At 67.5% G+C, this 25,442-nt stretch carries 26 protein-coding genes and 1 pseudogene; 13 read left to right on the top strand and 14 right to left on the bottom strand.

What is annotated here, in order from left to right; genetic code table 11:
* Window positions 1-53 precede the first annotated feature (53 nt).
* From fliI to fliF, 4 genes are read right to left on the bottom strand one after another with little or no spacing between them, the layout of a single operon-like run.
* Window positions 54-1,481 (bottom strand): flagellar protein export ATPase FliI, encoded by a 1,428-nt coding sequence (fliI, locus tag AC1D2H_RS10260; protein ID WP_477937493.1) that lies wholly within the window; start codon window positions 1,479-1,481, stop codon window positions 54-56.
* Window positions 1,478-2,257 (bottom strand): FliH/SctL family protein, encoded by a 780-nt coding sequence (locus AC1D2H_RS10255; protein WP_478010853.1) that lies wholly within the window; start codon window positions 2,255-2,257, stop codon window positions 1,478-1,480. Before AC1D2H_RS10255 ends, fliI begins: the two co-directional genes overlap by 4 nt.
* A gap of 9 nt (window positions 2,258-2,266) precedes the next feature.
* Window positions 2,267-3,262 carry a flagellar motor switch protein FliG gene (fliG, locus tag AC1D2H_RS10250; RefSeq protein ID WP_478010852.1) on the bottom strand — a complete coding sequence of 332 codons (996 nt, stop codon included), beginning with the start codon at window positions 3,260-3,262 and terminating at the stop codon, window positions 2,267-2,269.
* 14 nt (window positions 3,263-3,276) lie between these two features.
* Complete coding sequence (gene fliF / locus AC1D2H_RS10245; protein WP_478010851.1) at window positions 3,277-4,971, bottom strand: flagellar basal-body MS-ring/collar protein FliF; 1,695 nt, start codon at window positions 4,969-4,971, stop codon at window positions 3,277-3,279.
* A 147-nt stretch (window positions 4,972-5,118) separates the two neighbouring features.
* Between fliF and fliE the strand changes: the two genes are divergently transcribed.
* A complete protein-coding gene (gene fliE, locus AC1D2H_RS10240) occupies window positions 5,119-5,445 on the top strand; it encodes a flagellar hook-basal body complex protein FliE (protein WP_477937485.1) in 327 nt (108 codons plus the stop codon).
* 180 nt (window positions 5,446-5,625) lie between these two features.
* Here the strand turns inward: fliE and AC1D2H_RS10235 are convergent, their stop codons facing one another.
* From AC1D2H_RS10235 to AC1D2H_RS10200, 8 genes are all read right to left on the bottom strand, one after another.
* Entirely contained in the window at window positions 5,626-6,117 is a 492-nt protein-coding gene (locus AC1D2H_RS10235) for a GspH/FimT family pseudopilin (protein ID WP_478010850.1), read from the bottom strand.
* Window positions 6,114-6,845, bottom strand: coding sequence for a flagellar brake protein (locus tag AC1D2H_RS10230; RefSeq protein WP_477937481.1), 732 nt, complete (start codon window positions 6,843-6,845; stop codon window positions 6,114-6,116). The genes AC1D2H_RS10235 and AC1D2H_RS10230 overlap by 4 nt, the downstream gene beginning before the upstream one ends.
* A gap of 245 nt (window positions 6,846-7,090) precedes the next feature.
* Window positions 7,091-7,390: a flagellar protein FliT gene (locus tag AC1D2H_RS10225; protein ID WP_478010849.1), complete on the bottom strand. Its 300-nt coding sequence runs from the start codon at window positions 7,388-7,390 to the stop codon at window positions 7,091-7,093.
* A 41-nt stretch (window positions 7,391-7,431) separates the two neighbouring features.
* Window positions 7,432-7,869 (bottom strand): flagellar export chaperone FliS, encoded by a 438-nt coding sequence (gene fliS, locus AC1D2H_RS10220; protein ID WP_477937477.1) that lies wholly within the window; start codon window positions 7,867-7,869, stop codon window positions 7,432-7,434.
* Window positions 7,870-7,996: 127 nt separating this feature from the next.
* Window positions 7,997-9,397, bottom strand: a complete 1,401-nt coding sequence (gene fliD, locus AC1D2H_RS10215) for a flagellar filament capping protein FliD (RefSeq protein ID WP_478010848.1) — start codon at window positions 9,395-9,397, stop codon at window positions 7,997-7,999.
* A gap of 145 nt (window positions 9,398-9,542) precedes the next feature.
* Window positions 9,543-10,529 (bottom strand): flagellin N-terminal helical domain-containing protein, encoded by a 987-nt coding sequence (locus AC1D2H_RS10210; RefSeq protein ID WP_477937474.1) that lies wholly within the window; start codon window positions 10,527-10,529, stop codon window positions 9,543-9,545.
* Window positions 10,530-10,868: 339 nt separating this feature from the next.
* Window positions 10,869-11,783 (bottom strand): flagellin N-terminal helical domain-containing protein, encoded by a 915-nt coding sequence (locus tag AC1D2H_RS10205; RefSeq protein ID WP_477937472.1) that lies wholly within the window; start codon window positions 11,781-11,783, stop codon window positions 10,869-10,871.
* 291 nt (window positions 11,784-12,074) lie between these two features.
* Window positions 12,075-12,986 carry a flagellin N-terminal helical domain-containing protein gene (locus tag AC1D2H_RS10200; protein WP_477937469.1) on the bottom strand — a complete coding sequence of 304 codons (912 nt, stop codon included), beginning with the start codon at window positions 12,984-12,986 and terminating at the stop codon, window positions 12,075-12,077.
* A 511-nt stretch (window positions 12,987-13,497) separates the two neighbouring features.
* Here AC1D2H_RS10200 and AC1D2H_RS10195 point away from each other — a divergent pair.
* From AC1D2H_RS10195 to AC1D2H_RS10155, 9 genes are all read left to right on the top strand, one after another.
* A complete protein-coding gene (locus AC1D2H_RS10195) occupies window positions 13,498-13,899 on the top strand; it encodes a tetratricopeptide repeat protein (RefSeq protein ID WP_477937467.1) in 402 nt (133 codons plus the stop codon).
* Window positions 13,900-14,124: 225 nt separating this feature from the next.
* Window positions 14,125-14,445, top strand: a complete 321-nt coding sequence (gene flhD, locus AC1D2H_RS10190; protein WP_478010847.1) for a flagellar transcriptional regulator FlhD — start codon at window positions 14,125-14,127, stop codon at window positions 14,443-14,445.
* 46 nt (window positions 14,446-14,491) lie between these two features.
* Complete coding sequence (gene flhC / locus AC1D2H_RS10185; RefSeq protein ID WP_119043339.1) at window positions 14,492-15,028, top strand: flagellar transcriptional regulator FlhC; 537 nt, start codon at window positions 14,492-14,494, stop codon at window positions 15,026-15,028.
* Window positions 15,029-15,200: 172 nt separating this feature from the next.
* Window positions 15,201-15,953 (top strand): class I SAM-dependent methyltransferase, encoded by a 753-nt coding sequence (locus AC1D2H_RS10180; RefSeq protein ID WP_478010846.1) that lies wholly within the window; start codon window positions 15,201-15,203, stop codon window positions 15,951-15,953.
* A gap of 89 nt (window positions 15,954-16,042) precedes the next feature.
* Window positions 16,043-16,900, top strand: coding sequence for a flagellar motor stator protein MotA (motA, locus tag AC1D2H_RS10175; protein ID WP_478010845.1), 858 nt, complete (start codon window positions 16,043-16,045; stop codon window positions 16,898-16,900).
* Window positions 16,901-16,903: 3 nt separating this feature from the next.
* The gene (gene motB, locus AC1D2H_RS10170) at window positions 16,904-17,902 is read left to right on the top strand and encodes a flagellar motor protein MotB (protein WP_477937459.1); all 999 of its coding nucleotides are present in this window, start codon (window positions 16,904-16,906) and stop codon (window positions 17,900-17,902) included.
* 56 nt (window positions 17,903-17,958) lie between these two features.
* Window positions 17,959-18,351 (top strand): chemotaxis response regulator CheY, encoded by a 393-nt coding sequence (gene cheY, locus AC1D2H_RS10165; protein WP_056199225.1) that lies wholly within the window; start codon window positions 17,959-17,961, stop codon window positions 18,349-18,351.
* Between the two features lie 23 nt (window positions 18,352-18,374).
* Window positions 18,375-19,010: a protein phosphatase CheZ gene (locus AC1D2H_RS10160; protein ID WP_477937457.1), complete on the top strand. Its 636-nt coding sequence runs from the start codon at window positions 18,375-18,377 to the stop codon at window positions 19,008-19,010.
* Window positions 19,011-19,163: 153 nt separating this feature from the next.
* Window positions 19,164-19,742 (top strand): outer membrane beta-barrel protein, encoded by a 579-nt coding sequence (locus tag AC1D2H_RS10155; RefSeq protein ID WP_477937455.1) that lies wholly within the window; start codon window positions 19,164-19,166, stop codon window positions 19,740-19,742.
* A gap of 4 nt (window positions 19,743-19,746) precedes the next feature.
* On the opposite strand, the gene AC1D2H_RS10150 is transcribed toward AC1D2H_RS10155, so the two are convergent.
* Window positions 19,747-20,496 (bottom strand): substrate-binding periplasmic protein, encoded by a 750-nt coding sequence (locus AC1D2H_RS10150; protein WP_478010844.1) that lies wholly within the window; start codon window positions 20,494-20,496, stop codon window positions 19,747-19,749.
* 5 nt (window positions 20,497-20,501) lie between these two features.
* On the bottom strand, window positions 20,502-21,263 hold the full coding sequence (locus AC1D2H_RS10145; protein WP_478010843.1) for a substrate-binding periplasmic protein: 762 nt from the start codon (window positions 21,261-21,263) through the stop codon (window positions 20,502-20,504).
* A 170-nt stretch (window positions 21,264-21,433) separates the two neighbouring features.
* On the opposite strand from AC1D2H_RS10145, the gene flhB reads away from it, so the two are divergent.
* The 3 genes and pseudogenes from flhB to AC1D2H_RS10130 form a co-directional block, all read left to right on the top strand.
* Window positions 21,434-22,609: a flagellar biosynthesis protein FlhB gene (gene flhB / locus AC1D2H_RS10140; protein ID WP_478010842.1), complete on the top strand. Its 1,176-nt coding sequence runs from the start codon at window positions 21,434-21,436 to the stop codon at window positions 22,607-22,609.
* 181 nt (window positions 22,610-22,790) lie between these two features.
* The gene (gene flhA, locus AC1D2H_RS10135; protein WP_478010841.1) at window positions 22,791-24,881 is read left to right on the top strand and encodes a flagellar biosynthesis protein FlhA; all 2,091 of its coding nucleotides are present in this window, start codon (window positions 22,791-22,793) and stop codon (window positions 24,879-24,881) included.
* Window positions 24,878-25,442 (top strand): annotated as a pseudogene (locus AC1D2H_RS10130) (flagellar biosynthesis protein FlhF); the annotation flags it as partial. The gene flhA and the pseudogene AC1D2H_RS10130, both read left to right, overlap by 4 nt.

Below are 25,442 nucleotides of genomic sequence, written 5' to 3'. Positions count from 1 at the left end.
GCCCAACCCGCGGTCGGGCGCTCAGTCGATATCGGCGGCCCGGACCCTGAGGTTTAGGCGCCTTGGACCACGGCCTGCAATTGGCTGACGCTGGCGTGAAGAAGTGCCGGGCTGTGCATGTCCTGCTGCAGCAGCCGCGTCATGTCGGCATGCAGGCGAACGGCCAGATCCAGCTCGGGGTCCGCGCCCGGGGCGTAGGCACCGAGCTGGATGAGGTCGCGGGCCTTGTTGTATTTCGCCAGAAGCTGGCGGAATCGACGCGCGGAATCGACCTGGTTTTGGGGTGCAACACTGGTCATCACCCGGGAAACGGAGCGCTCGATGTCGATGGCCGGGTAGTGGCCGGCCTCGGCGAGCTCGCGTGACAGCACGATGTGACCGTCCAGGATGCCGCGTGCCGCGTCGGCGATCGGGTCCTGGGGGTCGTCGCCCTCGGTCAGCACGGTGTAGAAGGCCGTGATCGAGCCCTCGCCCGGCATGCCGTTGCCGCTGCGCTCCACGAGCTGGGGCAGCTTGGCGAAGCAGCTGGGTGGGTAGCCCTTGGTGGCCGGCGGCTCGCCGATGGCCAGCGCGATTTCACGCTGCGCCATCGCATAGCGGGTCAGCGAATCCATCAGCAGCAGCACGTGGCGGCCCTGGTCGCGGAAATGTTCGGCGATCGCCGTGGCGTAGTGCGCCCCCTGCATGCGCATCAGCGGCGGGGCGTCGGCGGGCGCGGCGACGACGACGCTGCGCTGGCGGCCCTCGTCACCGAGGATGTCCTCGATGAATTCCTTGACTTCGCGGCCGCGCTCGCCGATCAGGCCGACGACGATGACGTCGGCCTGGGTGTAGCGGGCCATCATGCCCAGCAGCACCGATTTGCCGACGCCGGTGCCGGCGAACAGGCCCAGGCGCTGGCCACGGCCGACGGTCAGCATCGCGTTGATGGCACGCACGCCGGTGTCCAGCGGCGTGCGCACCGGGTCGCGGTCCATCGCATTGATGGGGCGCCGCACCATGGGTTCGTTATGGATGTCGCTCAGCTCGCCGCCGCGGTCCAGCGGGTGGCCGTGGGGGTCGACGACGCGGCCGAGCAGGCCGTCGCCCATGGGCAGGTGCAGGCCACGGTCCTCGCCGCGGCGCCAGGGGTGCAGCGGTTGGCCCAGCTGGGGCGCCAGCGGCGGCAGGTGGCGCGGCACGACGGTGGCGCCGCTGGACAGGCCCTGGACCTCGTCGGTGGGCATCAGATAGGCGCGGTCGCCCGAGAAGCCGACGACTTCGGCATTCACCGGCGCCGAGCCGCGGCGCGGGTTGTTGCCGCTGCTGGGCATCTGGATGCGGCAGACCGAACCCATCGGCACCTTGATGCCGGTGGCTTCCAGCACCAGGCCGGCCACGCGCACCAGCTTGCCTTGGGATTCGATGGGCGCGGCGTTGCTGGCCAGCGTCTCGAGATCGGCAAGGTAGCGCGTCCAGCGCTCGGTGCGGGCGGAGGTCATTCCTCGTCGTCCTGCCGGCGGTCTTCCCAGATCGACTGCTGGCCGATGGCCGAGACGGCCTGCTGCCAGCGCGTCGCGATGGTGGCGTCGACGCTGGCGACGTCGGCATCGACCTTGACGCCGCCGCGCGGCACCTCGGGGTCGGGAATGAGCTGGGCCTCGCGGGCCTGCAGCTCGTTGCCAGCGCCCTCCTGCACGAGGGGGTGATCATCAGGGTGGACGCGCACGCGCACATGGCGGGCCGACAGCTGCAGGGCCTCGACGGCGTCATGCGCCACGTGAGCGATCAGTTCGGGGCGCTGCTCCAGCTCGCTGCGCACGACCTGGCGCGCCAGCTCGACCGCGATGCGGGCGACCGACGCGGCCATCTCGTCCTCCAGCGCGCGCATCTCGGTGTCGAAGCCGTTCACCAGCCCACCGAGCTGCTTGCTCATCTGCTGGGCAAAGCTCTGCTTGAAGGCGTCCAGCGCGGCCATGCCGTCGCGGTAGCCGTCCTGGTAGCCGCTCTGGCGGGCGGCATGCAGCTGTTCCTGCGCGCTGGGCTCGGGTGGGGGCGGCGGTTCAACAGGGGCGGCGGCAGCGGCCGGTGGCTGGGGCGAGCCGGGGCGCATCGGCGCGAACGGCGAAGGCGCGGTGTTGCCGAGGTTGTCGAGGTTCCAGGCCTTGGCGCCTTGAAGCTCCTCGCCGGGGATGAAGCGGGCATAGCTGCCGCGACGGTCGGTCTCGCGACGGTCGGGTGGCGGGACTTGCCGCGGGGGTTGGCGACCGGTGGCCATGTCGCGACCTTAAACGAATTGGTCGTCGCCGCCGCCGGCGAGCACGATCTGCCCTTCGTCGACGAGGCGGCGCACGATCTTGAGCATTTCCTTCTGCTCGGCCTCGACCTCCGACAGCCGCACCGGGCCACGGGTCTCGAGGTCCTCGCGCAGCGTCTCGGCGGCGCGGGTGGACATGTTGCGGAAGATCTTCTCGCGCAGGTCGGCGCTGGAGCCCTTGAGCGCGACGATGAGGCTCTCGCTCTGCACTTCCTTGAGCATGGACTGGATGCCCTTGTCGTCGATCTTGTTCAGGTCGTCGAAGGTGAACATGTTGTCCATGATCTTCTGCGCCAGGTCGGAGTCGGCCTCGCGGATGTAGTCCAACACCGAGGCCTCGACGCTGGAACCCATCATGTTGATGATCTCGGCGGCCGTCTTGGCGCCGCCCAGCGAGCTCTTCTTCATGCGCTCGCCGCCGGCCAGGATCTGGCTCATCACTTCGTTCAGGTCCTTCAGCGCGGTCGGCTGGATGCCGTCCAGCGTGGCGATGCGGATCAGCACTTCGTTGCGGCCGCGCTCGGTGAACATCTTCAGCACAGAGCTGGTCTGGTCGAAGTCCAGGTGGGCCAGGATGGCGGCAATGATCTGCGGGTGCTCGTTGCGCAGCAGCTCGGCCACGCTGGCGGCGTCCATCCACTTCAGGCTCTCGATGGACGACACATCGCTGCCCTGCAGGATGCGGTCCAGCAGCAGGTTGGCCTTGTCTTCGCCCAGGGCCTTGCGCAGCACGGCGCGCACATATTCGTCGGTATCGGTGACCAGGGTGCTCTGGGTTTCGGCGACGGCGTCGAACTTGTCGAGCACGGTCTCGACCTGGGCCCGCTTGATGACCTTGAGCTTGGCGATCTGCTCCCCCAGCGCCTGCACCTCTTTCGGCGACAGATGCTTGAAGACCTCGCTGGCTTCTTCTTCGCCCAGCGACATCAACAGGATTGCAGCGTTCTCTATGCCCTTGTCATCCATGGTTCAGCTCTGAATCAGGCGGCCGTCTCGCCGGCCATCCAGTCGCGCACGATATTGGCGACGGCGACCGGATTGTCGCGGGCCAGGGCGCGGGCGCGGTCGAGTTTCTCGTTGTGCACCGGTGCCTCCAGGCGCGGCATGCCGGCGGCGCCTGGCAGCAGCTCTTCGTCGTCGACGACTTCGTCCACGGTCTCGGGCTTGTCTTCCGGCGGCAGCGGCGCGGCGGCCTTGATGGCGGGGCGGATCATGCCGAAGACGGCGATCAGCGCGATGGCGACGAAGGCCAGCGGCACGATGGCGCTGCGGGCGATGTCCAGCAGCCAGGGCTGCTTCCAGACCGGCACGTCGGCGGGCTCGGTCTTGTCGACGACGAAGGGGGCGCTGATGACCTTGACCGAGTCGCCGCGGTCGGCGCTGAAGCCCATGGCTTCCTTGACGAGGTCGGTCAGGCGGGTGATTTCGTCGGCCGAGACCGGCTGCTGCGTCGTCTTGCCCTTGGCGTCGGTCACCGAGCGGTGGTTGACGACGATGGCCGCATTCAGGCGCTTGACGTTGCCGACCGAGCCGCGCGTGACGCGCACGGTCTTGTCCAGCTCGTAGTTGGTGACCTGCTCGCGGCGGCTGTTGCCGTTGCTTTGCGCCCCCTGGGCGGCCTGCAGCGGGGCGCTGGCGCCGTTGACGGGCGCGGTGGCCGGCACGGGGGGCTGGTTGGTGGCCGCGCCGGGCACGCCGGTGGGCGTGGCGTTGCTGGCGTTGTTGCTCTCGTTGCTCTGGCTGGAGCGCACCGCGGCCTGGGTGTTGGCGCCCTGGTTGGGACGGTATTCCTCGGCGGTGGCCTCGGTCTGCGAGAAATCCACGTCGGCGGTGACGCTGGAGCGCAGGTTGTCGCGGCCGACCACGGGCTCCAGCAATTCGAAGATGCGCTTGTTGAGGCCGGCTTCGACCTGCTGCTTGTAGAGCAGTTGCTGGCTGTCCAGGCCGGTGGCGCTGTCCGCGCCGGTCTGGGAGATCAGGGCGCCGGTCTGGTCCAGCACGCTGACGGCCTTGGGGTGCAGTTCGGGCACGCTGCTGGAAACGAGGTGGACGATGCCGGCGATCTGGGCGCGGTCCAGCGTGCGGCCACCGCGCAGCGTCAGCATGACGCTGGCGCTGGGCTTTTGCTGCTCGCGGAAGAAGCCGTTCTGCTGCGGGATGGCCAAGTGCACGCGGGCATCGGCCACGTCGGACATGGCGGTGATGGTGCGGGTCAGCTCGCCTTCGAGGCCGCGCTGGAAATTCAGGCGTTCGTTGAACTGGGTCTGGCCGATGGAGGACTTGTCCATCAGCTCGAAGCCGACCGCGTTGCCGGTGCCGCCCTTGGGCAAGCCCAGTGCGGCCAGCTTCATGCGCAGTTCGTAGACCTGGGCGGCCGGTACGAGGATGGTGCCGCCGGCTTCATGCTTGTAGGGCACCTGCATGGCCGACAGCTGGCCGATGACGGCGCCGCCGTCCTTGTCGGCCAGGCCGCTGAAGAGGGGGCGGTAGTCGCCCTGGGCCGACCAGAGCGTGATGGCCAGCACGGCGCCGGCCAGGGCCAGCAGGCCGACACCCATGGTGAGCTTGCTGCGCATCGGCAGGCCGTTCAGGCGCTGCACGAAGTTGGGCTGGGCGTTGATCGGGGTGATCATCACCGGGGCGGCGGCAGCGGAGGCGCTCAGGGCGTTGTCCATCGGGTGGGCGAGTACAGCGGAGGCCGGGGAATCCGGCGATGGCGCAAATTATTCGTGCCGCCACCCTCAAGAAAGCGCCGAAGTGGCCGACTCGGCCCGCGCATCTCCGCCCTTAGTGGCCGTGACTTGCTGCCAAAGTCCTGCCCCATGGACATGAAGCTGCGCCCCTTCGACTTTGCTCAGGCCGCTGCCCGCGCGGGTCTGGCGGTCAATGGCACGCCGCTGGCGCCCAAGCCGGCCGCCACTACGGGTGCCAGCTTCGGCGACGCGATGACGCAGGCGCTCAAGGGCGTCAGCGCCCAGCAGAACGAGGCCGCGCGCATGCAGCGCGAGGTGCAACTGGACAATCCGACCGTCAGTCTGGAAGAGACCATGGTCTCGATGCAGAAGGCGCAGATCGGCTTCCAGGCGACGCTGCAGGTCAGGAACCGGCTGGTGTCGGCCTACTCCGAAATCATGAACATGCAGATTTAGTGGCCGGCCTGCGCGGCAGCTGGCACGGGTTGGCCTTTCGGGCCGAGCGCCGGGCCGCTCCCAAGCCGGCCCGCCAGGCGATGTGCTTGCGGCTCAATGCCGCAAGCATCGCCGTCCCTAGGGGGACCGACTGGGCCAGCCGGCGTTCAGCGTGGCAGGACCAGGCGAGGGGCCAACAATTCAGCAGCCGTTGCCCTTGCGGGCGTCCGAACCGCAGATCTGCRGCCGCCCCAGCGGGTTCAGGTCGATGCGCAGCTGCTGGTTGTTGTCGTTGGAGATGCCGATGCGGGTCCAGTCCAGCGCCCGCCCCAGGCCTGCCTGGAAGGTGACGCTCTGGCCCGACTGCAGCAGCGTGCCCTTGTAGTCGCGGTAGTTGATGCTGCCCAGCTCGCAGCGCGGCAGGCCGGTGCTGCAGTCGCAGGCCGCTGCCCGGCTGGTGCCCCAGCACCATTGGGGGCCGCTGCTGAAGCTGACGTAGATGTTGCGGCCCTCGTCCACGCTGAGGGCGCGGGCGCGGCGCAGGTCCAGTTCCAGCAGTTCCGCCACATGACGCAGGCGCTGGCGGGCCAGATAACTCGTGTAGCTCGGCACGGCGGCCGACAGCACGATGGCCAGTACGGCCAGCACGACGACCACCTCGAGCAGCGTGAAACCTCGCAACCCGGGTCTCATGGATCCAGCTTCAGCAGCCGGCGGCGCTTTTGTGTCTGGTCTACATAGACCTGCAGCGAGCGGCCGGCGTTGGCGTCGAGATCGACGAAGGAGCAGCCGAGCTGCTGCATGCCGCTGGCGTCGCCGGCAATCGCGCTGACATGGTGGGGCAGCAGCGCAACGCGCAGGGCGCTGATGCGGTCGAGCTCGAGCACGAGGCCGTCGCTGGTCTGGCCCAGGGGCAGGGGGGAGAAATCCGGCGGCAGTGCCAGGGCCAGGCCACCGATGCTGAGGTCCAGCACGCGCAGCGCGCGCCCCGGCTGCTCTGCGCCCGGCAGCACGACGCGCGGATAGGCGCTGCCGGCCGGTTGCACGCGGAAGGACTGGCGGCGCTGGAAGCGGTAGAGCCGGCTCGGCAGCGCGCTGCGCAGCACGGTGCCCTGCTCGCCGCTGACGAGGACGGGCGCCTCGAGTTCGAACTGCAGCTTGATGGCGCCGAGGTAGGCCACGGCGGTGATCTCGCCGTCGGCCACCAGCGCCTGGCTGATGCCGTCGGGGTCGGTGCCGATCTCCAGGCCGATGACGTCGGCGTCGGTGTCCAGGGCGACGATGCGGCTGGACAGGCTCTGGCCCTGGGGGCCGCTCAGCAACACGCCGGCGGTCTCGCGCTGCAACTGCTGCAGATAGGCCGCGATCTCGGCAGTGGAGGCGACGCGCAGTTCCTCGGAGGTGGTTTCAGGAGCGCTCATGATGAGATGGTAGCCGCGCGGCTTGGTCTTGCGGGCCGAGCGCCGGGCCGCTCTCTAGCCGGCCCGCCTGACGATGTGCTTGCCGGTCGATCCGGCAAGCATCGCCATCCCCTCGGGGGCTGAGGCCGGACATGGTGAGTCCAGTGGACTCGCCGTGCCTGCCGAAGAGCTGCGGCACTGCCGCAGCGCGGTCTGCAAGACCGATCAGACCCGCCCGCGTTCAGCGAGGCGGGCTGGACGAGGGGTCAATGGACAAGCCTGCTCTTGCCCGTCATCACCTGGTCCAGGTCCTCCAGCCACGGCTCGGCCAGGTGGCGGATCTCGGCGTCATTGAGCAGGATGCGCTGCATGATGCGCGTCTTCAGCTGCGATTCGCTCGGGGCCAATTGGGATTGGCTGGCGGCAGACTTGAGCTGCGAGATCAGCAGCACGCAGGCGCCTTCGAGCTTGACGACCTCGTCCCAGTTGCCGGTGCGGGCGGCCGACAGCATGTCGGCGCTGGCTTGTTCGATGGCCTCGTAATAGTTGAGCAGGTCGGAATTCATGGGGGCGTACCGGATAGCGTGAGCAGGGCGGGGCGGGTGAGTCAGGCGGCCTTGGGCGGGCGCACTGCCGGGTTGTCGGCGATGGCCTGCCAGGCGTCGCGCACGGGCGCCAGCAGGCGCTTGCACTCCTCGATCGCGGCGACGTCGCTGTGCAGGTTGGCGTGGGTCAGCCGCATGCACAGATAGGCGTAGAGGTCGCGCAGGTCGTGGGCCAGCGGGTTGGATTCGAGGTTGAGGGCGGCCTTGAGGCCCTCGTCCAGGATGCGTACGCAGCGGCACAGCGAGTTGTTCTTGACCGGCGTGTTGCCGGCCTGGATGGCCGCCAGGGCCAGGTTCATGCCTTCCATGACGCCGTCGAACAGCAGGGCCACGAGGCGGTGCGGGCTGGCGCTGAGGACGTCGGTCTCGACGCCGACCTTGCCGTAGGCAGAGCCGGCGCGGTGAGCTCGGGAAGCAAACGGGGAGGAGGATCCGTACATGAGGGCTCTCTGGGCTGGATACCTTCAAATTTCGGCGCCCGGCCGGGGAACTTGAGGCGGCTTACCCCTGCTGGCGGCGTGAAAAAGGCGCCCTTAGGCGCCTTGTTCGTGAATCCTGCTCGGCGCCTCAGCTGGAGGACGAACTGCCGAACTGTTTGGACACATAGGCCGACAGCGCGCTGAGCTGGCTCATCTTGGTGTCCAGCGCGCTGTACTGGGCTCGCAGGCGCTTTTCCGTCAGCGTCAGCGAGTCTTCCATGCGGTCGATGGTGCTGGTGTTGCTGGCGATGCGTTTTTGCAGGCTGGTCTGGCCGGTGGTGATCGCGCCGTCCGTGCCCAGGATCTTGGTGGCGAAACTGTTCCACTGCAGCGCGAAACCCTGGTTGCGGGTGTTGACGGAGTCGGGGGCGGCGAACAGCTTCTTGAGGTCGGTCAGGTTGGACATGGCCTTGTCGAGCTTGGTCGCGTTGACCGTCAGCGCGCCGTTCTGGCCCGGTTCCAGGCCGATGTCGGACAAGCGGCCGAAGGCGCCCGCCAGTGTCGTCGTGCCGCCGGTGATGCCGCGCAGCATCTGCTGCACCGACACGGCCTTGGTGTCGCCCTGCAGCACGCCGGCAGCCTTGGTGCCGGCGTCGTACTTGGTCTGGTCGCGCATCAGGTTCATCAGCGCGTTGTAGGCATTGGCGAAGTCCGTGATCGCCTTGCGCACGCTGGCCGTGTCGTTCGTGGTGCCGACATTGACGGTGCTGGCCGTCGTCTTGAGCAGCGTCACGCTCATGCCGTCGGACAGGCCGGACAGCGTGTTGCTCTCCGAGCTCAGGTCCAGCCCGTCCCAGTTGAACTGGGCGTTGGAAGCGGCCTGGGCCTGGGTCATGCCGGCGCCGCTGCCGGGGTCGTAGGTCAGATCGGCGAGGGCGGCGTCGGGGCTGGTGATCTGGAAGGCCTGGTTTTCACCGGTGCTGAGGGAGCGGATGACCAGGCGTGTGCCGGCCGCGTCGTTGACGAGGCTGGCGCTGACGCCGGCATTGGCGGCGTTGATCTTGTCGCGGATGCTGGCCAGCGTGTCGGCCGCGCTGATGGTGACGGGCACCGGGGTGCCGGCGCCGGCCGTGAAGACCGGCGGTTCGCCGGCCCAGCGGCCCAGGGCGATGGTCAGGGTGCCGTCGCCGATGGTGCTGCTGCCGCCTGTGAAGATGCGGCTGGCGACCGATTGGGCGGAGGCCAGCTGGCTGACCTTGAGCACATGGTTCTGGCTGCCGGCGCTGGTGGCCGTGACGCTGGCCACCGTCGGGTCGGACACGCTGACCGTGGAGGCGTTCCACAGGCTGGCGTCGGACAGCTTCTGGGCGGCCGTCTGCATGCTGGAGACGGCCGACTGCAACATGCCGTAGGCGGAGATCTTGGTCTGGAGCTTGGCCGAGGCCTGCTTGATGTCATTGATCGGCTGCTGCTCGAGCGACATCAGCTTGGTGACCAAGCTTTCAACGTCGAGACCGCTGCCGATACCTAGTGACGAGATGGTGGCCATATGCCTTTCCTGAGTTCGACCCCTTCGCTAGGGCCTTCGGCATGCCGGGGGCGAACTTTAGGGATTTTTTGCAGCGTTGGCGCTGAAATGAGAAACGCCGGGACTTCCGACACGCGGATCCCGGCGTTGCTGAGCGGCGTCGGCCTCAGCCCTTGAGCAGTTGCAGCACCTGCTGCGGCAGCTGGTTGGCCTGGGCGACCATGGCGTTGCCAGCCTGCTGCAGGATCTGTGCCCGCGACATATTGGACGTTTCCTGGGCGTAGTCGGCATCCATGATGCGCGAGCGGGCCGAGGTCTGGTTCTCGACGGCAACCTGCAGGTTGGAGATCACGGCGTCAAAGCGGTTCTGCGTGGCACCGAAGGTGGAGCGGGCCAGGTTGACCTGGGCGAGCGCGAAGTCCAGGAACTGGACGGCCACCAACGGATCGCCTTCGTCGCCGTTCGCACCGGTCAGGGCCGGGGGGGCGCCGGCGGCGGCGAAGTCGACCGCGGCGGTCGGCGGCGGTCCACCGGTGCCGCTGCCGGCGGCACCCAGGATGTTGATCTTGGTGCTGTTGACGGCCGATTCCAGCGCGCCGTCGTTGCCGTTGGGCGTGCCGGTCGTGCCGGGCGTCGTGCCCAGGATGTCGCTCTGCGTGATGACGATCTGGTCATCCACGGTGGCGTTGGCGCCCACCTGGAAGGTGAACGTGGACGTCGCACCGCCCGGAAAGCCCGTCAGGATGGGCGAACCGTTGAAGTTGGTGTTGCGCATCAGGCGCCCGACTTCGGTCTGCAGCTGCGTGAACTCGTTGTTCAGCGCTGCCCGGTCCTGCACGTTGTTGGTGCCGTTGGCAGCCTGCACGGCCAGCTCACGCATGCGTTGCAGCATGTCGCCGACCTTGCCGAGCGAGCCTTCCGCCGTCTGCGCCAGCGAGATGCCGTCATTGGCATTGCGCATCGCGACCGACATGCCACGGACTTGCGTGTTCATGCGTTCGGCGATCGCCAGCCCGGCGGCATCGTCCTTGGCCGAATTGACACGCAGGCCAGAGGACAGGCGTTGCATCGAGACGCTCAGCAGACCTTGGGAACTGTTCAAGTTCCGCTGCGCGTTCATCGATGCGATGTTGGTATTGATCGTCTGGGGCATTTAAGCACTCCTGCAACAGCCCGGTTGATTCCGGTGTCCGCGCCGCAGAAGTCAGCGACGCGATGGAGTGAATTGTGTTGGTGCCCCCCGCGGGCCAAACCCGCGAACAACGGTCAAAACCACGGCCATTAAGGAAGCGTTGGATGAGTCCTCGCGATGCGGTGCGCCCCGGTTTGGGATGAGCTGCAAGGCGCAACGCACAGCCATGGCTTGGGCCATGGCGAGCATTTGCTACGCAGCAGATCGCCCAAAGCGGGGATGCGCCGCGCGTGGGGACTTGTTCAACGCTTCCTGAAGCCTGTGCCGGCGGTGCCCCCACCGCCGGGCTTCAGTCTTCCATCAGCCGCGCAGCAGCGTCAGCACCTGCTGGGGCAGCTGGTTGGCCTGCGAAATCATCGCGGTGCCGGCCTGCTGCAGGATCTGCGCGCGGCTCAGGTTGGCGGTTTCGCTGGCGTAGTCGGCGTCCATGATGCGGCTGCGTGCGGCCGACTGGCTTTCCACCGACACCTGCAGGCTGGAGATGACGGCGTCGAAGCGGTTCTGGGCCGCACCGAAGGTGGAGCGGGCCGTGTTCACCTGGGACAGGGCCTGGTCGATCTTGGCGACCGAGTCCAGCGCACCCTTGGTGCCCGAGCCGGTGTAGATGTCGAAGGTGGCGCCGGTGCCGGCCGCGCCGACCAGCAGGATGTCGGTATTGGCCGTGTTGGCGACCTCGGCCAGGGCGCCCTGGTTGGTGGCAGCGGCGGTGGCGGTATTCAGGATGTCGGCGCCGGTGATCGTGATGGTGTCGTTGGCCGTCGCGTTGGCGCCCACCTGGAAGGTGGTGGCGGCGGAGCCCGTCAGGATCGAGTTGCCGTTGAAGTTGGTGTTGCTGGACAGGCGCGTGATTTCCGACTGCAGCAGCGCGAATTCATTGTTCAGCGCGGTGCGGTCGTCGGTGTTGTTGGTGCCGTTGGCCGACTGCACGGCCAGCTCACGCATGCGCTGCAGCATGTCGCCGATCTTGCCCAGCGCGCCTTCAGCGGTCTGCGCGAAGGAGATGCCGTCGTTGGCGTTGCGGATGGCGACGCTCATGCCGCGCACCTGGGTGTTCATGCGCTCGGCAATGGCGAGGCCGGCGGCGTCGTCCTTGGCCGAGTTGACACGCAGACCCGAAGACAGGCGCTGCATGCTGACCATCAGCGAGCCCTGCGAGGCAGACGTGTTGCGCTGAGCGTTCAGCGAGGCGAGGTTGGTGTTGATGATTGCGGACATGGCGCGTTCCTTTCAGTGCCAATAGGTTGAATCCGAGCCCTGGGCAGTTGGCGCTATCGACCGTGTGGCCTGTCGCGTTGGCTGACGAGCTGGGACCCGTTGAATCCGTTATCGGACCTGGCAGGGGAACGCTTGAGAGTGATCCTTCGGAAAATGGGCCGCTCAATCTACCGAACTGAGGGGTAATTGGCGGCCTTTTAGGGTGCTTGAGCTGGCGGGCTTTGCCCTCGGGGGTCAACGACGACGGTTGTCGCTGCGGAGCTCAGGGCCAGCGTTGATGCTGGCCCGGGATCATCGAAGCAACTGCAGCACTTGCTGCGGTTGCTGGTTGGCTTGGGCGATCATGGCCGTACCAGCTTGCTGCAGGATCTGCGCGCGGCTGAGGTTGGCGGTTTCCATGGCGTAGTCGGCATCCATGATGCGGCTGCGAGCGGCGGACTGGTTCTCGACCGCCGTACCCAGGCTTTCGATCACGGCATCGAAGCGGTTTTGCGCCGCGCCGAAGGTCGAGCGGGCCACGTTGACCTGGGCGATGGCCTGGTCGATCTTGGCGATCGAGTCCAGGGCACCCTTGGTGCCGGAGCCGGTGTACACGTCGAAGGTGGTGCCGGTGCCAGCCACGCCGACGTTGGAGATGTCGGTGTTGGTCGTGTTGGCCACTTCCGCCAGGGCGCCGTCGTTCTTGCCGGCAGCGGTGGTCGTGCCCAGCATGTTCTGGCCACTGATGGTGATGGTGTCGTTGGCCGTGGCATTGGCGCCGACCTGGAAATTGAACGCCGTCGTGTTGGTCAGCACCGCCTGGCCGTTGAAGGTCGTGTTGGTGCTCAGGCGGGTGATTTCGCTCTGCAGCTGCGTGAACTCGTTGTTCAGCGCGGTGCGGTCGTCGGTGTTGTTGGTGCCGTTGGCGGACTGGACGGCCAGTTCACGCATGCGTTGCAGCATGTCGTTGACCTTGCCGAGGGCGCCTTCAGCCGTTTGCGACAGCGAAATGCCGTCGTTGGCATTGCGGATGGCGACATTCATCCCCTTGACTTGGGAATTCATGCGTTCCGCGATGGCCAGGCCGGCGGCATCGTCACGTGCGGAGTTCACTCGCAGGCCCGAGGACAGGCGCTGCATGGAGGTGGCCAGCGAGCTTTGGGCCGAGCTGGCATTGCGCTGCGCGTTGAGCGACAGCAGATTGGTATTGATGACTGCGGGCATGATGCGCTTCCTTTCAACTAGAGATGACCCGGCAAAGGCGCCGGCGAAGACCCAGGTGCCCGGGTGAGGCACCCGTGCTGCCCACGCAGACCCGCCCTTATTAGTTAGTAGGCAAGCCCTTGTGGCTACGCCCGACGCCAGTCAACCTTTGAAGCGGGTCCATCACCTGGGATCTGGACTTCGCCTCGGCTTTCCGGCCGGACCACGGAACCGTTGCCGGCGCCGTTGCAATGGCTATCGGACTGCCGACCACGTTTCTTGAGGCGCTTTTGTCAAGGGGTGTGATCTTTTGAACAGAGGCATCTGCAAAGCCTTGTTCATCGGATCGGCCGGACGCAGTTTTTTTGAGGTGGAAGGGCCCGGCTTTTCATTGGATCGGCAAAAAGCGGCTTGCCTAAAGTCCGCTCCATCCCGGCCGATACCCCGCGCCGGACTGGAGCCCTCGATGCCCGCCTTGTCCGCCTCGACCCGTCAAAAAGTTGTTCACCTTCCCACCGCCGCTGCCGCTGCGATGTCGGAAGACGCCCTGATGCTGCTGGCCCGCGCCCGCAACGCCGCCTTCGCGGAGGCCGCCCGGGGCAATCTGGGTCAGGGCCTGGGCATCTTGCAGGACGCTCTGCAGGAGGAGCCCACCAGCCACGAGCTGATGGCCGACATGGGCGCGCTGCTGCTCGTCGCCGGCCGCCACGAGCAGGCCGCCGCCTGTGCCGAGCGTGCCCTGAAGATCCGCCCCGACCACGGCCCCAGTCTCTACACGCTGGGCTTCGCGCTGTCCGGCCGCGGTGAATCCAAGCGGGCCGTCGAGGTGCTGTCTGCCCTGCAATCCGGCCCCGGCGCCGACAGCCTGCGCGCCGAGGCGCCGGAGCTGGTGCCGGTTGCGATGACGGAATTGCAGCGCCTGCGCCGCGGCTGACGCGACATAGTTCACACCCTCGGGGCCCCGCCGGCGCAAGCKGGCGGGGCCCCGCTGCTTTGGCGCCTGCAGGCCCTGACGTGCCTGTAGGAATTTGGCTGACAAGGGCTTCCTGAAAACGTGACGCGGCGTACCGACGCAGCCTGATATCGCGAAAGAAGAGGGGTCAACACAATCCGTTTCACTGATCCGCAACACCCCTCTACCTCTGAAACGGAAGCCGCCATGAACGCCGACCAAATGCTCGCCGAGATCCGTGAAGCCAACCTGTCCTACCTGATGCTGGCCCAGAGCCTGATCCGCGCCGACCGCGAACAGGCCCTGTACCGCCTGGGCATCAGCGAAGACACGGCCACGCTGATCGGCAYGCTGAGCCCGGCCCAGATCATGAAGATCGCCTCCGGCAACACGCTGCTGTGCGCCTTCCGCATGAGCGACGACCTGGTGTGGGGCCTGCTGACCAACCACAGCAAGCCGGGTGCGAACGAAAGCGTGTCCCGACTGCACGCCTCCATCCTGATGGCCGGCCGCCACGAGCACGCCTGATTCGCCGTCCCGACCGCCCACTCAGTCACAGATTCCGGAGCCCACCATGCGCGTCAAGAGCATCCTCACCGAAGCCAAGCAGATCGACCGTGCCGTTCAGCTGATCCACCTCGGTGCCCGCCTGCAGGTGCTGGAATCCGAAACCGACCTGTCCTACGAGCGCCTGCTGCGCCTCTATAAAGAAGTGAGCGGCAAGTCGCCGTCCAAGGGCCAGCTGCCCTTCTCGACCGACTGGTTCATGACCTGGCAGCCCAATATCCACGCCAGCCTCTTCCTGAACATCCACGAGTACCTGAACAAGGCTGCGGCACTGGACGAGATCGACACCGTCATCAAGGCCTACCAGCTCTACCAGGAGCAGACGACGGCCCAGGGCCTGGAAGCCATGCTGTCCGTCACCCGCGCCTGGCGCCTGGTGAAGTTCGTCGACAACGGCATGCTGACGCTGACCAAGTGCTCCAAGTGCAATGGCCAGTTCGTCACCCACCCGCACGAGACGGCCCGCCACTTCGTCTGCGGCCTGTGCAACCCGCCCGCACGCGCCGGCAAGGGCCGCGCGCAAGGCTCCATCCAGATGCACTGATGCCCCTCGCCCGGTCTTGCCGCGCTGCACGCGGGCAATCCCGGTCGGTCCCCCGCGGGGACGGCGATGCTTGCCGGATTGACCGGCAAGCACATCGCCAGAGCGGTCCGGCTAGGGAGCGGCCCGGCGCTCGGCCCGCGGTGAGTCGGTGGGCGTAGACGACACTGTCGCCATGTGGATCACCCGTTGGCCGCTGCCGGCTCTGTTGAGCTGGTTGGCGGCCTGGTTCATTTATGCGGCCGCGCTTTGGGCAGGCCTTTCGCCCGGGCCGGCATTGGCGCTGGGCGCCGCTGTCGCCGCCGGCCTGGGCTGGCTGAATGGCGAGCGCTGGCGCCGCCTCATCGTTGCCCTGGGCTTCCCGGCCTCCGTGCTGGCCCTGGGCTGGCAGGGCGGGGCCTCGGGCCTGCTGTGGCTGGCGCCGCTGGCGCTGCTGTGGTGGCTCTACCCGCGCCGCACCTGGTCCGAGGCGCCGCTGTTCCCGACGCCGCGCGGGGCGCTGGATCGGCTCCCGGCCCTGGCGCCGCTGCCAGCTGGCGCCCGTGTGCTCGACGCCGGCTGCGGTGTCGGTGACGGCCTGCGTGAACTGGTTCACATCTACCCCGAGGCGCGCGTCGAAGGCGTCGAATGGAGCCGCCCGCTGGCCCTGCTGGCGCGCTGGCGGGTGCGTCGTGCCATCGTGCGCCAGGGCGACCTGTGGGCCGACGACTGGGCGCCGTTTGCGCTGATCTATGTCTTCCAGCGTCCCGAGTCCATGCCCCGCGTCTGGGCCAAGGCCTGCGCCGAGCTGGCGCCGGGGGCCTGGCTGGTCAGCCTGGACTTTGCCGTGCCCGAGGTGGCACCCGTCGCCAGCTGGCAGCTGCCGGGCGGCCAGCCGGTGTGGCTGTATGCAACGGTAGGGAAAGCTGCATCAAAGCGTCCCAATTGAAGTTACTGCCCCGGCGCACGCGCGGCATACTCGCTCAAGCCCCCCGGCTACGGGCCGATATGGCCTGAACACCCCCAACTCGACCGCGCATGTTCGTCATCATCGGCTGGGCCATCTCCATGGTCTGCATCTTCGGCGTCTTCATCGCCCACGGCGGGAACATTGGCGTCATCCTGCACGCCTTGCCCTTCGAGATGATCACCATCTTCGGTGCCGCCATCGGTGCCTTCCTGGCCAACAACCAGATGAAGGTGGTCAAGGCGACGGCGGCCGGCCTGGGGCTGTGCTTCAAGGGCAGCAAATACAGCAAGGCCCGCTACATGGAGCTGCTGGCGCTGATGTACGACATCCTGCAGAAGGCGCGCAAGGAAGGCCTGATGTCCATTGAAAAGGACGTCGAAGACCCGCACAGCTCGCCGCTGTTCCAGAAATACACGACGGTGGGCAATGACCACCACGTCACCGAATTCATCACCGACTACCTGCGCATGATGGTGTCGGGCAACCTGAACGCCCACGAGATCGAATCGTTGATGGACAGCGAGATCGAGACCCACCACCAGGAAGAGCACGCCGCCGTGGCCGCGCTGCAGCGCCTGGCGGGCGGCCTGCCGGCTTTCGGCATCGTGGCCGCCGTGCTGGGCGTCGTGAACACCATGGGCTCGGTCGGCCAGCCGCCGGCGGTGCTGGGCGGCATGATCGGCTCGGCCCTGGTCGGTACCTTCCTGGGCATCCTGCTGGCCTACGGCTTTGCCGAGCCGCTTGCCGGCCTGCTGGAGCAGAAGGTCGAGGACGGCGGCAAGGAATTCCAGTGCATCAAGACGACGCTGTTGGCCAGCATGCAGGGCTATGCGCCCCAGGTGGCCATCGAATTCGGCCGCAAGGTGCTGTTCTCCGGTGATCGCCCGAGCTTCACCGAGCTCGAAGGCCACGTGAAGAAGAAGTAGCTCATGGCCGGCGACGCCAAGAAGCTCCAGCCCATCATCATCAAGAAGGTGAAGAAGGGCGGCCATACCGCTCACGGCGGAGCCTGGAAGATCGCGTATGCGGACTTCGTCACGGCCATGATGGCCTTCTTCCTCTTGATGTGGCTGCTTGGCTCCACCACCGAGGGCGACAAGAAGGGCATCGCTGACTTCTTCCAGTCGCCGCTGAAGATCTCGATGGCCGGCGGCTCGGGCTCGGGCGATTCGTCCAGCGTCGTGAAGGGCGGCGGCAAGGATTTGTCGCGCGAAACCGGCCAGGTCAAGGAAGGCGACAGCGCCGCCAAGCGTGCCAGCTACACGCTGCGCGCGCTGAAGGAAGAACAGCGCAAGGCCGAGAAGGCGCGGCTGGAGCAGCTCAAGACCAAGGTCGAGGACGTGCTCGCCGAGAACCCGAAGCTGGCCGCGCTCGGCGGCCAGATCCGCCTGGACATGACCAAGGAAGGCCTGCGCATCCAGATCGTCGACGAGGGCAACCGGCCGATGTTCGACAGCGGCAGCGCCATCGTGAAACCCTATATGCGCGAACTGCTGCGCGAGCTCGGCAGCGTGCTGACCGAGGTGCCCAATCGCCTGACCGTCGAGGGCCATACCGACGCCCAGGCCTTTCCCGGTGGCGACAAGGGCTACAGCAACTGGGAGTTGTCGGCCGACCGGGCCAACGCGTCCCGGCGCGAGCTGGTCGCCGGCGGCCTGTCGGAGGCCCGCATGTTGCGCGTGCAGGGCCTGGCCGCCAGCAAGCTGCTGGACGCCAAGGACCCCAACGGCGCCCTGAACCGGCGCATCAGCATCATCGTGATGAACCGCGATGCCGAGGACGCCGTGCTGAAGAACCTGCCCGACGAGCCCGACGCCGATGCAGCGGCGCCGCAGGCCGGGTCCGCGCCAGTGTCGGCAAGTGGCGTCACGCAAGTGCCAGGGACCGGCAAAATGCCGCAAACTCAAGCGTCGGCGCCGGCTCGCTAGAAACTAGACTGCGGGCTGACCCTGAAATACTGCCCCGCCCCAGAGAGAGGATCGCCATGAGCACTGACATGAAATTCCTGGTCGTTGACGACTTCTCCACCATGCGCCGCATCGTGCGTGGCCTGCTCAAGGAGATCGGCTACAACAACTGCGAAGAAGCCGAAGACGGCGTCGAAGCGCTGAACATGCTCAAGGGCGCCAAGTTCGACTTCGTCGTCAGCGACATCAACATGCCCAATATGACGGGCTTCGAGTTGCTCAAGGCCATCAAGGAAGACCCCAACCTCAAGCACCTGCCGGTGCTGATGGTCACCGCCGAAGCGCGCAAGGAAGACATCGTGCTGGCCGCCCAGTCGGGCGCCGCGGGCTACATCGTCAAGCCTTTCACGAAGGCGACGCTGGAAGAAAAAGTCCTGAAGATCATGCAGAAGCTGGCCGCCGCGGCCTGACAACAAACAACAAGGGGACTGCCATGTCGATGGAACAGTTGGACAAGCTGGCCGGAAGTGCCGAGCCCTTGCTCGTCTCCCCCGAGGTCTTTCAGCAACTCGGCACGATCACCCGCACGCTGCATGACACCATGCAGCGCCTGGGGGTCATGCCCAAGCTGCAGGTGGCCACCGACGGCCTGCCCGACGCGCGCAGCCGCCTGAGCTACATCGCCGAAAAGACCGCCGCCGCCGCCGAGAAGGTGCTGAACTCCGTCGACCAGGCCAAGGCCGAGCACGCCGGCATCAGCAGCGCCACCAAGGAGCTGGCTGCCGCCATCGTGGCCGATCCGGTCCGCGCGGTCGCCAGCGGTGCCGTGATGAACTTCGTCAAGGACGTCGAGAACCGCACCGCGAGCATCGACAACCACCTGACCGACATCATGCTGGCCCAGGACTTCCATGACCTGACCGGTCAGGTCGTCGCCAAGGTCGTCAAGCTCGCCAACGACCTGGAGGACAGCCTCGTCAAGCTGCTGGTGCAGGTTGTGCCGCCCGAGCAGCGCGAAAAGGTCGACCCCACCATCCTGCAAGGCCCGGTCGTCAATGCCGAAGGCCGCACCGACGTGGTCACCAACCAGGGCGAGGTCGACGACCTGCTGGCCAGCCTCGGCTTCTGAAGCGCCTCGCGCGCCTGCATCAAGCCCGCCTTTTCAGGCGGGCTTTTTGTTGTCCCTGAATGTGGCGATGTCCATCCCTCGAGGGCCGGCCGGCGTCTGTTAAAAACGCCGCCGCGCCCATCGATGGCGACGTTAACAAATCAGGGAGATCAGATGATTCGATTCAAGCCGGCGGCCACCGCCCTGGCCGCCGCTGCCTTGGCCACCGCCTTGCCGCTGGCCCAGGCCCAATCGAGCGCGACGGACTCGCGCATCGGCTGGTATGGCGATCTGGCGGTCGGTGGCAGCCACTATGAGTCCGAGCCCGGCTTCATCACCTGCCGTTGCCGCAAGGGCAGCGCCACGGCCATGAAGATCGGTGCCGGCTACCGCTTCGGCGTCTCCGCCGTCGAGGCCTGGTATATGGACTTCGGCAAGGCCAAATTCGACGCCGACTTTCATGGGCCCGCCACTTCGGCGCATTTCCGCGCCGTGGTGCTGGGCGGCGCCTGGGCCGTGCGCTGGGGGCCCTACGTCGAGGCCACCTGGCGTGTCGGTGCGGCCTTCACCAATGCGGCCACCGACCGCGGCTCCCAGCATGACGCGCGGCCCACGCTGGGCTTCTCCATCGGCTGGCGCACCACCGAAACCGCGACGCTGGAATTGGGCCTCGACTATCTGCGCGCCACCGATGCCAGCGGCGCCCGCACGGAGGCCGTGCCCATCATGCTGGGCTTCCGCCAGCGGTTCTGAGCCTTCAGTCGGCCTGAGCCTCGGGCACCAGTTCACGGACGGCCTGGTTGAGCCTGTCCAGGGTCTGCGGGCTGACGCGCAAGGAGCAGGCCAGGTAGCGTGGTTCGCCGGGCGGCATGTCGGCGAACTCGATGCGCACCAGGCCCAGGCCGGCGAAGCTGGCATCCTGGCGCAGCCAGGCGAGGTCCTCTTCGTCGATCAGCATGTAGTCCACATGCCGCGCGCCGACCATGCGCGCCAGCTGCAGCGGTGTCTTCTGGGCGCGGATGGCGGGCCGCGTCGTCGTCGTCAGTGCCCGGTCCAGCCGCTGGCCGTATGACACGCCGTCCACCAGGCCGGCCTGCAGGCTGCGGTCGGCGAACAGCTGCGTGACGCCGGGCATGGCGGCGATGCGGCCTGCCGTGCCTGCATGGGTCAGCACGACATGGGGGCGGCTGCGGTGGATGGGCAGCGAAAAGCGCAGCCAGGCCTCACGTTCGGCAAGCCGAAACAGGCCGAGGGAGCACAGCGCCTCCTGGTTGTCCTGCAGCTTGCGCATCGTGCGCCGTGCCGGCATCTCGGCAAAGCTGGCCTGGATGCCGGCGTGCTCGAACAGCCGCACCGCGCGCTCCAGCAGGAAGCCGGTCGGCTTGCCGGCGACGGTGTAGCTGTAGGGCGGCTTGTCGCGGTATTCAACGGCGACGGCGGGCTGGGCCGCCACCGGCAGCCAGGCCGCAGCGAGCAGGCTGGCGAGCAGGGCCGGCGTGCTCACCATGCGGGTCAGTCGGCAAGCGCCTCGGGTTGCAGTTCGCGGATGGCCTGATTGAGCTTGTCCACGGTCTGCGGCGTGACCTGCATCGAGCAGGCCAGGTAGCGCAGCTCACCGCGCGGCATGTCGGCGAACTCGATGCGCACCAGCGGCAGTGGCGCGAACTCGGGGTCCTTGCGCAGCCAGTTCAGGTCCTCCTCGTCGATCAGCATGTAGTCGACGCGCCGCATGCCCACCATGCGCGCCAGCTGCAGCGGCGCCAGCTGGGCGCGCAGCGGCGGCCGGGCGGCGGTGGCGAGGAATTGGTCCAGTTGCTGGCCGTAGGAGACGCCGTCCATGACGCCGGGCTGCAGCGAGGCCTCGGAAAACAGCTGGGCGATGCGCGGGATGGCGCGGATCTGCGCGACGACGCTGGCATGGGCCAGCACGACGTGCGGCCGGTCGCGGTGAATGGGCAGGGTGAAGCGGGCGAAGGCTTCGCGCTCGGGGTTCTTGTACAGGCCGGGCGAGCACAGCGCCGCCTGGTTGGACTGAAGATGCTGCAAGGTGCGCCGGATCGGCACCTCGGCATAGCGGGCCTCGATGCCGGCGCGCTTGAGCAGCTTGACGGTCTTCTCCATCAGGAAGCCGGCCGGCTTGCCGTCCACCGTGTGGCTGTAGGGCGGCTTGTCGCGGTATTCGATGGCCAGCGGCTGGAACTGGACCTGGGCCAGGGCCGTGCCGGTGGCGCAGGACATGGCCGTCAGGGCGAGCAGGCGGGCAAGGCGATGCATGGCCAGCAGATTAACGCCGGGCGCCGCCGCTCGGCCACCTGGGAGCGGCAATCCTGCACACCCTGAGGCGCGCGGTGGCGCAGGGCTGGGAATGGGGGCCAAGCACCCCGCTTTTCTCGCTCAAGTTTTGGTGGCTGCCTCGAACAATCCGGTTCAGCTGCAGTACCACCATGGCCGACCAAGACTCCCAGGATCGCAATCTACCCGCCTCGCCCAAGAAGATCGAAAGATCGCGGGCCGAGGGCCAACTGCCGCGCTCCCGCGACCTGCCGCATTTCGCGATGATGGTCGCCGGCGGTGCTGCGCTGGCCGCGGGCGGTCCGCAGATCGTCGAGAGGCTGCGCCAGACCCTGATCACCGGCCTGCACTTCGACGCCCGCCTGCTGGCGCAGAAGGGTTTCATGGGCGAGCGCCTGGCCGAGATGACGCTGGCCTTCGCCGCCGTCGCCGGCCCGATCGCGGCGCTGCTGATGGTCGTCGGCATTGCCAGCAACCTGGCCAGCGGTGGCTGGAACTGGACGATGAAGCCGCTGGCGCCCAAGTTCAGCCATCTCAACCCGCTCGCCGGCCTCGGCCGCCTGTTCACCGGCCAGGGCTTCGGCTCGGCGCTGAAGGCGGTGCTGCTCGCGCTGGTGCTGGGCATCGTCGGCGCCATGGTGCTGAGGGATCGACTGTCGGCCTATGTCGGCATCATGTCGGTGCCGCTGCCGTCGGCCCTGGCCTATGCCGGCCAGCAGCTGATGGGCGGCCTGGGTCTGCTGGCCGTGGCGCTGGCGGTGTTCGCCGCCATCGACGTGCCGCTGCAGCGCCAGCTGTGGCTGCGCCGCATGCGCATGAGCCGCGAAGAGATCAAGCAGGAAATGAAGGAGGTTGAAGGCAACCTCGAGATCAAGGCCAAGGTGCGCGCCAAGATGCGCGAGATGGCCAAGCGCCGCATGCTGGCCGCCGTGCCGCAGGCCGACCTGGTCGTCATGAACCCGACCCACTATGCTGTCGCGCTGAAGTACGAGGAAGGCAAGATGGCCGCGCCCAAGGTCATCGCCAAGGGCGCCGACCTGCTGGCCATGAAGATCCGCGACCTGGCCAAGGAAAGCAAGGTGCCGGTGCTGCAGCAGCCGGTGCTGGCCCGCGCCCTCTACGCCCACGCCAAGGTCGACCACGAGATCCCCGCAGCGCTGTTCGGCGCCGTGGCCCAGGTGCTGGCCTATGTCTACCAGCTGCGCGCCGCCCTGGCTTCGCGCAACGTGGCCCGCCCGGATGTGCCGCATCCGCATGTGCCGCCCGAGCTCGACCCGCACAACAAGCCGGGCTGGGCGCCCGACCCCGAGGAAGACTTCACGGAGTGAGCGCCGTGAGGCGCTTGGGGCAAGAACAGCCCTGTTTTTCCGCCGTTTCTCCGGCTCAAGTTTTCAGACCCGCCCAGAACAATCACTTCCCAGGTGACCTGGGCCCATGGCCATTGCGCTCCGTGCGCCAGATCACGAACACATCGATTCACGCCCCCTTACCGCTGGCCCAGGCCGATTCATGAACCCCTTGATCCAGAAGCTGCAAGGCCTGCTCGGCCCGCGTGCCGGCGTCATCGCGGCGCTGGGCGCGCCCATCGCGATCCTGCTGGTGCTGTCGATGATGGTGCTGCCGCTGCCGCCCTTCGCGCTGGACCTGCTGTTCACCTTCAACATCGCGATGGCCGTCATGGTCATGATGGTGGCGGCCCACATGGTGAGGCCGCTGGACTTCGCGGCCTTCCCGACCGTGCTGCTGCTGACGACGCTGATGCGCCTGTCGCTGAACGTCGCGTCCACGCGCGTGGTGCTGCTGGAAGGCCATACCGGCACGGGCGCCGCCGGCAAGGTCATCGAATCCTTCGGCCATTTCCTGATCGGCGGCAACTTCGCCGTCGGCCTGATCGTCTTTGCCATCCTCGTCGTCATCAACTTCATCGTCGTGACCAAGGGTGCGGAACGGATCGCGGAAGTTGGCGCGCGCTTCACCCTGGACGCGATGCCCGGCAAGCAGATGGCCGTGGACGCCGACCTGAACGCCGGCCTCATCAACGAAGCCGAAGCCAAGCGCCGCCGCGTGGAACTCTCCGACGAGGCCGACTTCTTCGGCTCCATGGACGGTGCCAGCAAGTTCGTGCGCGGCGACGCCGTCGCCGGCATGCTGATCCTGGCCATCAACATCGTTGGCGGCTTCATCATCGGCGTGGCCCAGCATGGCCTGTCCGCCGGCCAGGCCGCCGACAGCTACATCCTGCTGGCCGTCGGTGACGCGCTGGTGGCCCAGGTGCCGGCCCTGCTGATCTCGGTCGCTGCCGCCATGGTGGTGTCGCGCGTGGGCACGGACAAGGACATCGGCAGCCAGATCGGCAAGCAGGTGTTCGGTTCGGCCAAGTCGCTGGCCATCACGGCCGGCGTCATCGGCGCCCTGGGCCTGATCCCGGGCATGCCGCATGTCGTCTTCCTGCTGATCGCCGCCGGCATGGGCTATCTGGCCTACTGGCTGCGCAGCAAGGAGCAGCAGCTCGAAGCCGCCAAGGCCGTCAAGCCCATCATGCCCAGCAGCGAAGGCGCCGGCGAGGCCAGCTGGGAAGACCTGGTACCGGTCGACACCCTGGGCCTGGAAGTCGGCTACCGCCTCATCACGCTGGTCGACAAGAGCAAGGAAGGCGATCTGCTGTCGCGCATCAAGGGCGTGCGCCGCAAGTTCGCGCAGGAAGTCGGCTTCCTGCCACCGCCCGTGCACATCCGCGACAACCTCGAGCTGCGCCCCAGCCAGTACCGCATCTCGCTGCGCGGCGCCGTCGTCGGCGAGGCCGAGGCCTACCCGGGCATGTGGCTGGCCATCAACCCGGGCCACGCGACGCAGAAGCTCATCGGCACCCCGACCACCGACCCCGCCTTCGGCCTGCCGGCGACCTGGATCGAGGAACGCCAGAAGGAGATGGCCCAAATGAGCGGGTTTACGGTCGTTGATTGCTCGACCGTGGTGGCCACCCACCTTTCACACTTGATGCAAGTGCACGCGGCCAAGTTGTTGGGCCGCGTGGAGACGCAAGCCCTGGTGGAACACCTCACCAAGCAGGCGCCCCAATTGATCGAAGACGTGATTCCCAAGATGGTCAGCATCGCCACCCTGCAACGCGTTCTCCAGCTGCTGCTGGAGGAGGGCGTGCACGTCCGCGACATGCGCTCCATCGTCGAATGCCTGGCCGAGAACGCGGCCGCCGTCACCGACCCGGTCGAGCTGGCCCGCCGCATCCGCACCCACCTCGCGCCGGCCATCGTGCAGCAGATCTACGGCTCCACCAAGGAGCTGGACGTCATTGCGCTCGAGCCCGAGCTGGAACGCCTCGTCACCCAGGCCCTCAATTCGCCGCATGGCGCGGCCCTGGACCCGGGCGTGGCCGACACGCTGGCGCGCAGCGCCGCCGAGAACGCCCAGAAGCAGGAAGACCGCGGCGTGCCCGCCACGCTGCTGGTGCCCGACCTGATCCGCGCGCCCATGGCCCGCCTGCTCAAGCGCGCCGCGCCCCGACTCAAGGTGCTCGGCCACAGCGAGATTCCTGAGACCCACACCATCCGCATCGGCTCCATCATCGGAGGCACAGCATGAACGTCCGCAAATTCACCGCCCGCACCTCGCGCGAGGCACTCGCGCTCGTCAAGCAGGCTTTTGGAGCCGACGCCGTCGTGCTGTCCAACAAGAACGTGCCGGAAGGCGTCGAAGTGTTGGCGATGGCGCCGGAAGGCATGGGCCAGATCGAGCAGATGGCTCACAGCGCGCCGCGCAGCCAGGCCCGCCCGCAGATCGCGCCGCCGCCCACGCATCCCGCACAAGGCCCGGCCCGCGCCAATTTCGCCGACCGCGCCCGCATGGAGCCCAGCTTTGGCGCGCCCGAGGTGCAAGGCGACGTTGAGCAGTTGGCCATGAGCACGCTGAGCTTCCAGGACTATGTGCGCGAGCGCGTGCTGCGCCGCCGCCAAGCCGAGATCAGCGGCCAGCCCGACCCCATCGCCGCCGCTCCGCGCATCGCCCCGCCGCCGACGCAGCCGGCCGCCGTCTCCATTGACGCCGCCCGCCTGCAGCGCGAACGCCGCGCCGCCGAGGCCATGGCCGCGCTGGCGCCCAAGCGCGCCGTGCCGCCGCCCACTGCACCCCAGGCCCGCCCCGCGC

The sequence above is a fragment of the Roseateles sp. P1_C1_2 genome (assembly GCF_056406535.1).
Note: the sequence above shows the minus strand (reverse complement) of the source record. Positions and strands in the feature narration are given on the sequence as shown.

Excerpts from the sequence above, each read along its gene's own strand:
- fliI (WP_477937493.1), bottom strand. The coding sequence starts at position 1,481 with ATGACCTCCGCCCGCACCGAGCGCTGGACGCGCTACCTTGCCGATCTC.
- AC1D2H_RS10255 (WP_478010853.1), bottom strand. The coding sequence starts at position 2,257 with ATGGCCACCGGTCGCCAACCCCCGCGGCAAGTCCCGCCACCCGACCGT.
- fliG (WP_478010852.1), bottom strand. The coding sequence starts at position 3,262 with ATGGATGACAAGGGCATAGAGAACGCTGCAATCCTGTTGATGTCGCTG.
- fliF (WP_478010851.1), bottom strand. The coding sequence starts at position 4,971 with ATGGACAACGCCCTGAGCGCCTCCGCTGCCGCCGCCCCGGTGATGATC.
- fliE (WP_477937485.1), top strand. The coding sequence starts at position 5,119 with ATGGACATGAAGCTGCGCCCCTTCGACTTTGCTCAGGCCGCTGCCCGC.
- AC1D2H_RS10230 (WP_477937481.1), bottom strand. The coding sequence starts at position 6,845 with ATGAGCGCTCCTGAAACCACCTCCGAGGAACTGCGCGTCGCCTCCACT.
- AC1D2H_RS10225 (WP_478010849.1), bottom strand. The coding sequence starts at position 7,390 with ATGAATTCCGACCTGCTCAACTATTACGAGGCCATCGAACAAGCCAGC.
- fliS (WP_477937477.1), bottom strand. The coding sequence starts at position 7,869 with ATGTACGGATCCTCCTCCCCGTTTGCTTCCCGAGCTCACCGCGCCGGC.
- fliD (WP_478010848.1), bottom strand. The coding sequence starts at position 9,397 with ATGGCCACCATCTCGTCACTAGGTATCGGCAGCGGTCTCGACGTTGAA.
- AC1D2H_RS10210 (WP_477937474.1), bottom strand. The coding sequence starts at position 10,529 with ATGCCCCAGACGATCAATACCAACATCGCATCGATGAACGCGCAGCGG.
- AC1D2H_RS10205 (WP_477937472.1), bottom strand. The coding sequence starts at position 11,783 with ATGTCCGCAATCATCAACACCAACCTCGCCTCGCTGAACGCTCAGCGC.
- AC1D2H_RS10200 (WP_477937469.1), bottom strand. The coding sequence starts at position 12,986 with ATGCCCGCAGTCATCAATACCAATCTGCTGTCGCTCAACGCGCAGCGC.
- AC1D2H_RS10195 (WP_477937467.1), top strand. The coding sequence starts at position 13,498 with ATGTCGGAAGACGCCCTGATGCTGCTGGCCCGCGCCCGCAACGCCGCC.
- flhC (WP_119043339.1), top strand. The coding sequence starts at position 14,492 with ATGCGCGTCAAGAGCATCCTCACCGAAGCCAAGCAGATCGACCGTGCC.
- AC1D2H_RS10180 (WP_478010846.1), top strand. The coding sequence starts at position 15,201 with ATGTGGATCACCCGTTGGCCGCTGCCGGCTCTGTTGAGCTGGTTGGCG.
- motA (WP_478010845.1), top strand. The coding sequence starts at position 16,043 with ATGTTCGTCATCATCGGCTGGGCCATCTCCATGGTCTGCATCTTCGGC.
- motB (WP_477937459.1), top strand. The coding sequence starts at position 16,904 with ATGGCCGGCGACGCCAAGAAGCTCCAGCCCATCATCATCAAGAAGGTG.
- cheY (WP_056199225.1), top strand. The coding sequence starts at position 17,959 with ATGAGCACTGACATGAAATTCCTGGTCGTTGACGACTTCTCCACCATG.
- AC1D2H_RS10160 (WP_477937457.1), top strand. The coding sequence starts at position 18,375 with ATGTCGATGGAACAGTTGGACAAGCTGGCCGGAAGTGCCGAGCCCTTG.
- AC1D2H_RS10155 (WP_477937455.1), top strand. The coding sequence starts at position 19,164 with ATGATTCGATTCAAGCCGGCGGCCACCGCCCTGGCCGCCGCTGCCTTG.
- AC1D2H_RS10150 (WP_478010844.1), bottom strand. The coding sequence starts at position 20,496 with ATGGTGAGCACGCCGGCCCTGCTCGCCAGCCTGCTCGCTGCGGCCTGG.
- AC1D2H_RS10145 (WP_478010843.1), bottom strand. The coding sequence starts at position 21,263 with ATGCATCGCCTTGCCCGCCTGCTCGCCCTGACGGCCATGTCCTGCGCC.
- flhB (WP_478010842.1), top strand. The coding sequence starts at position 21,434 with ATGGCCGACCAAGACTCCCAGGATCGCAATCTACCCGCCTCGCCCAAG.
- flhA (WP_478010841.1), top strand. The coding sequence starts at position 22,791 with ATGAACCCCTTGATCCAGAAGCTGCAAGGCCTGCTCGGCCCGCGTGCC.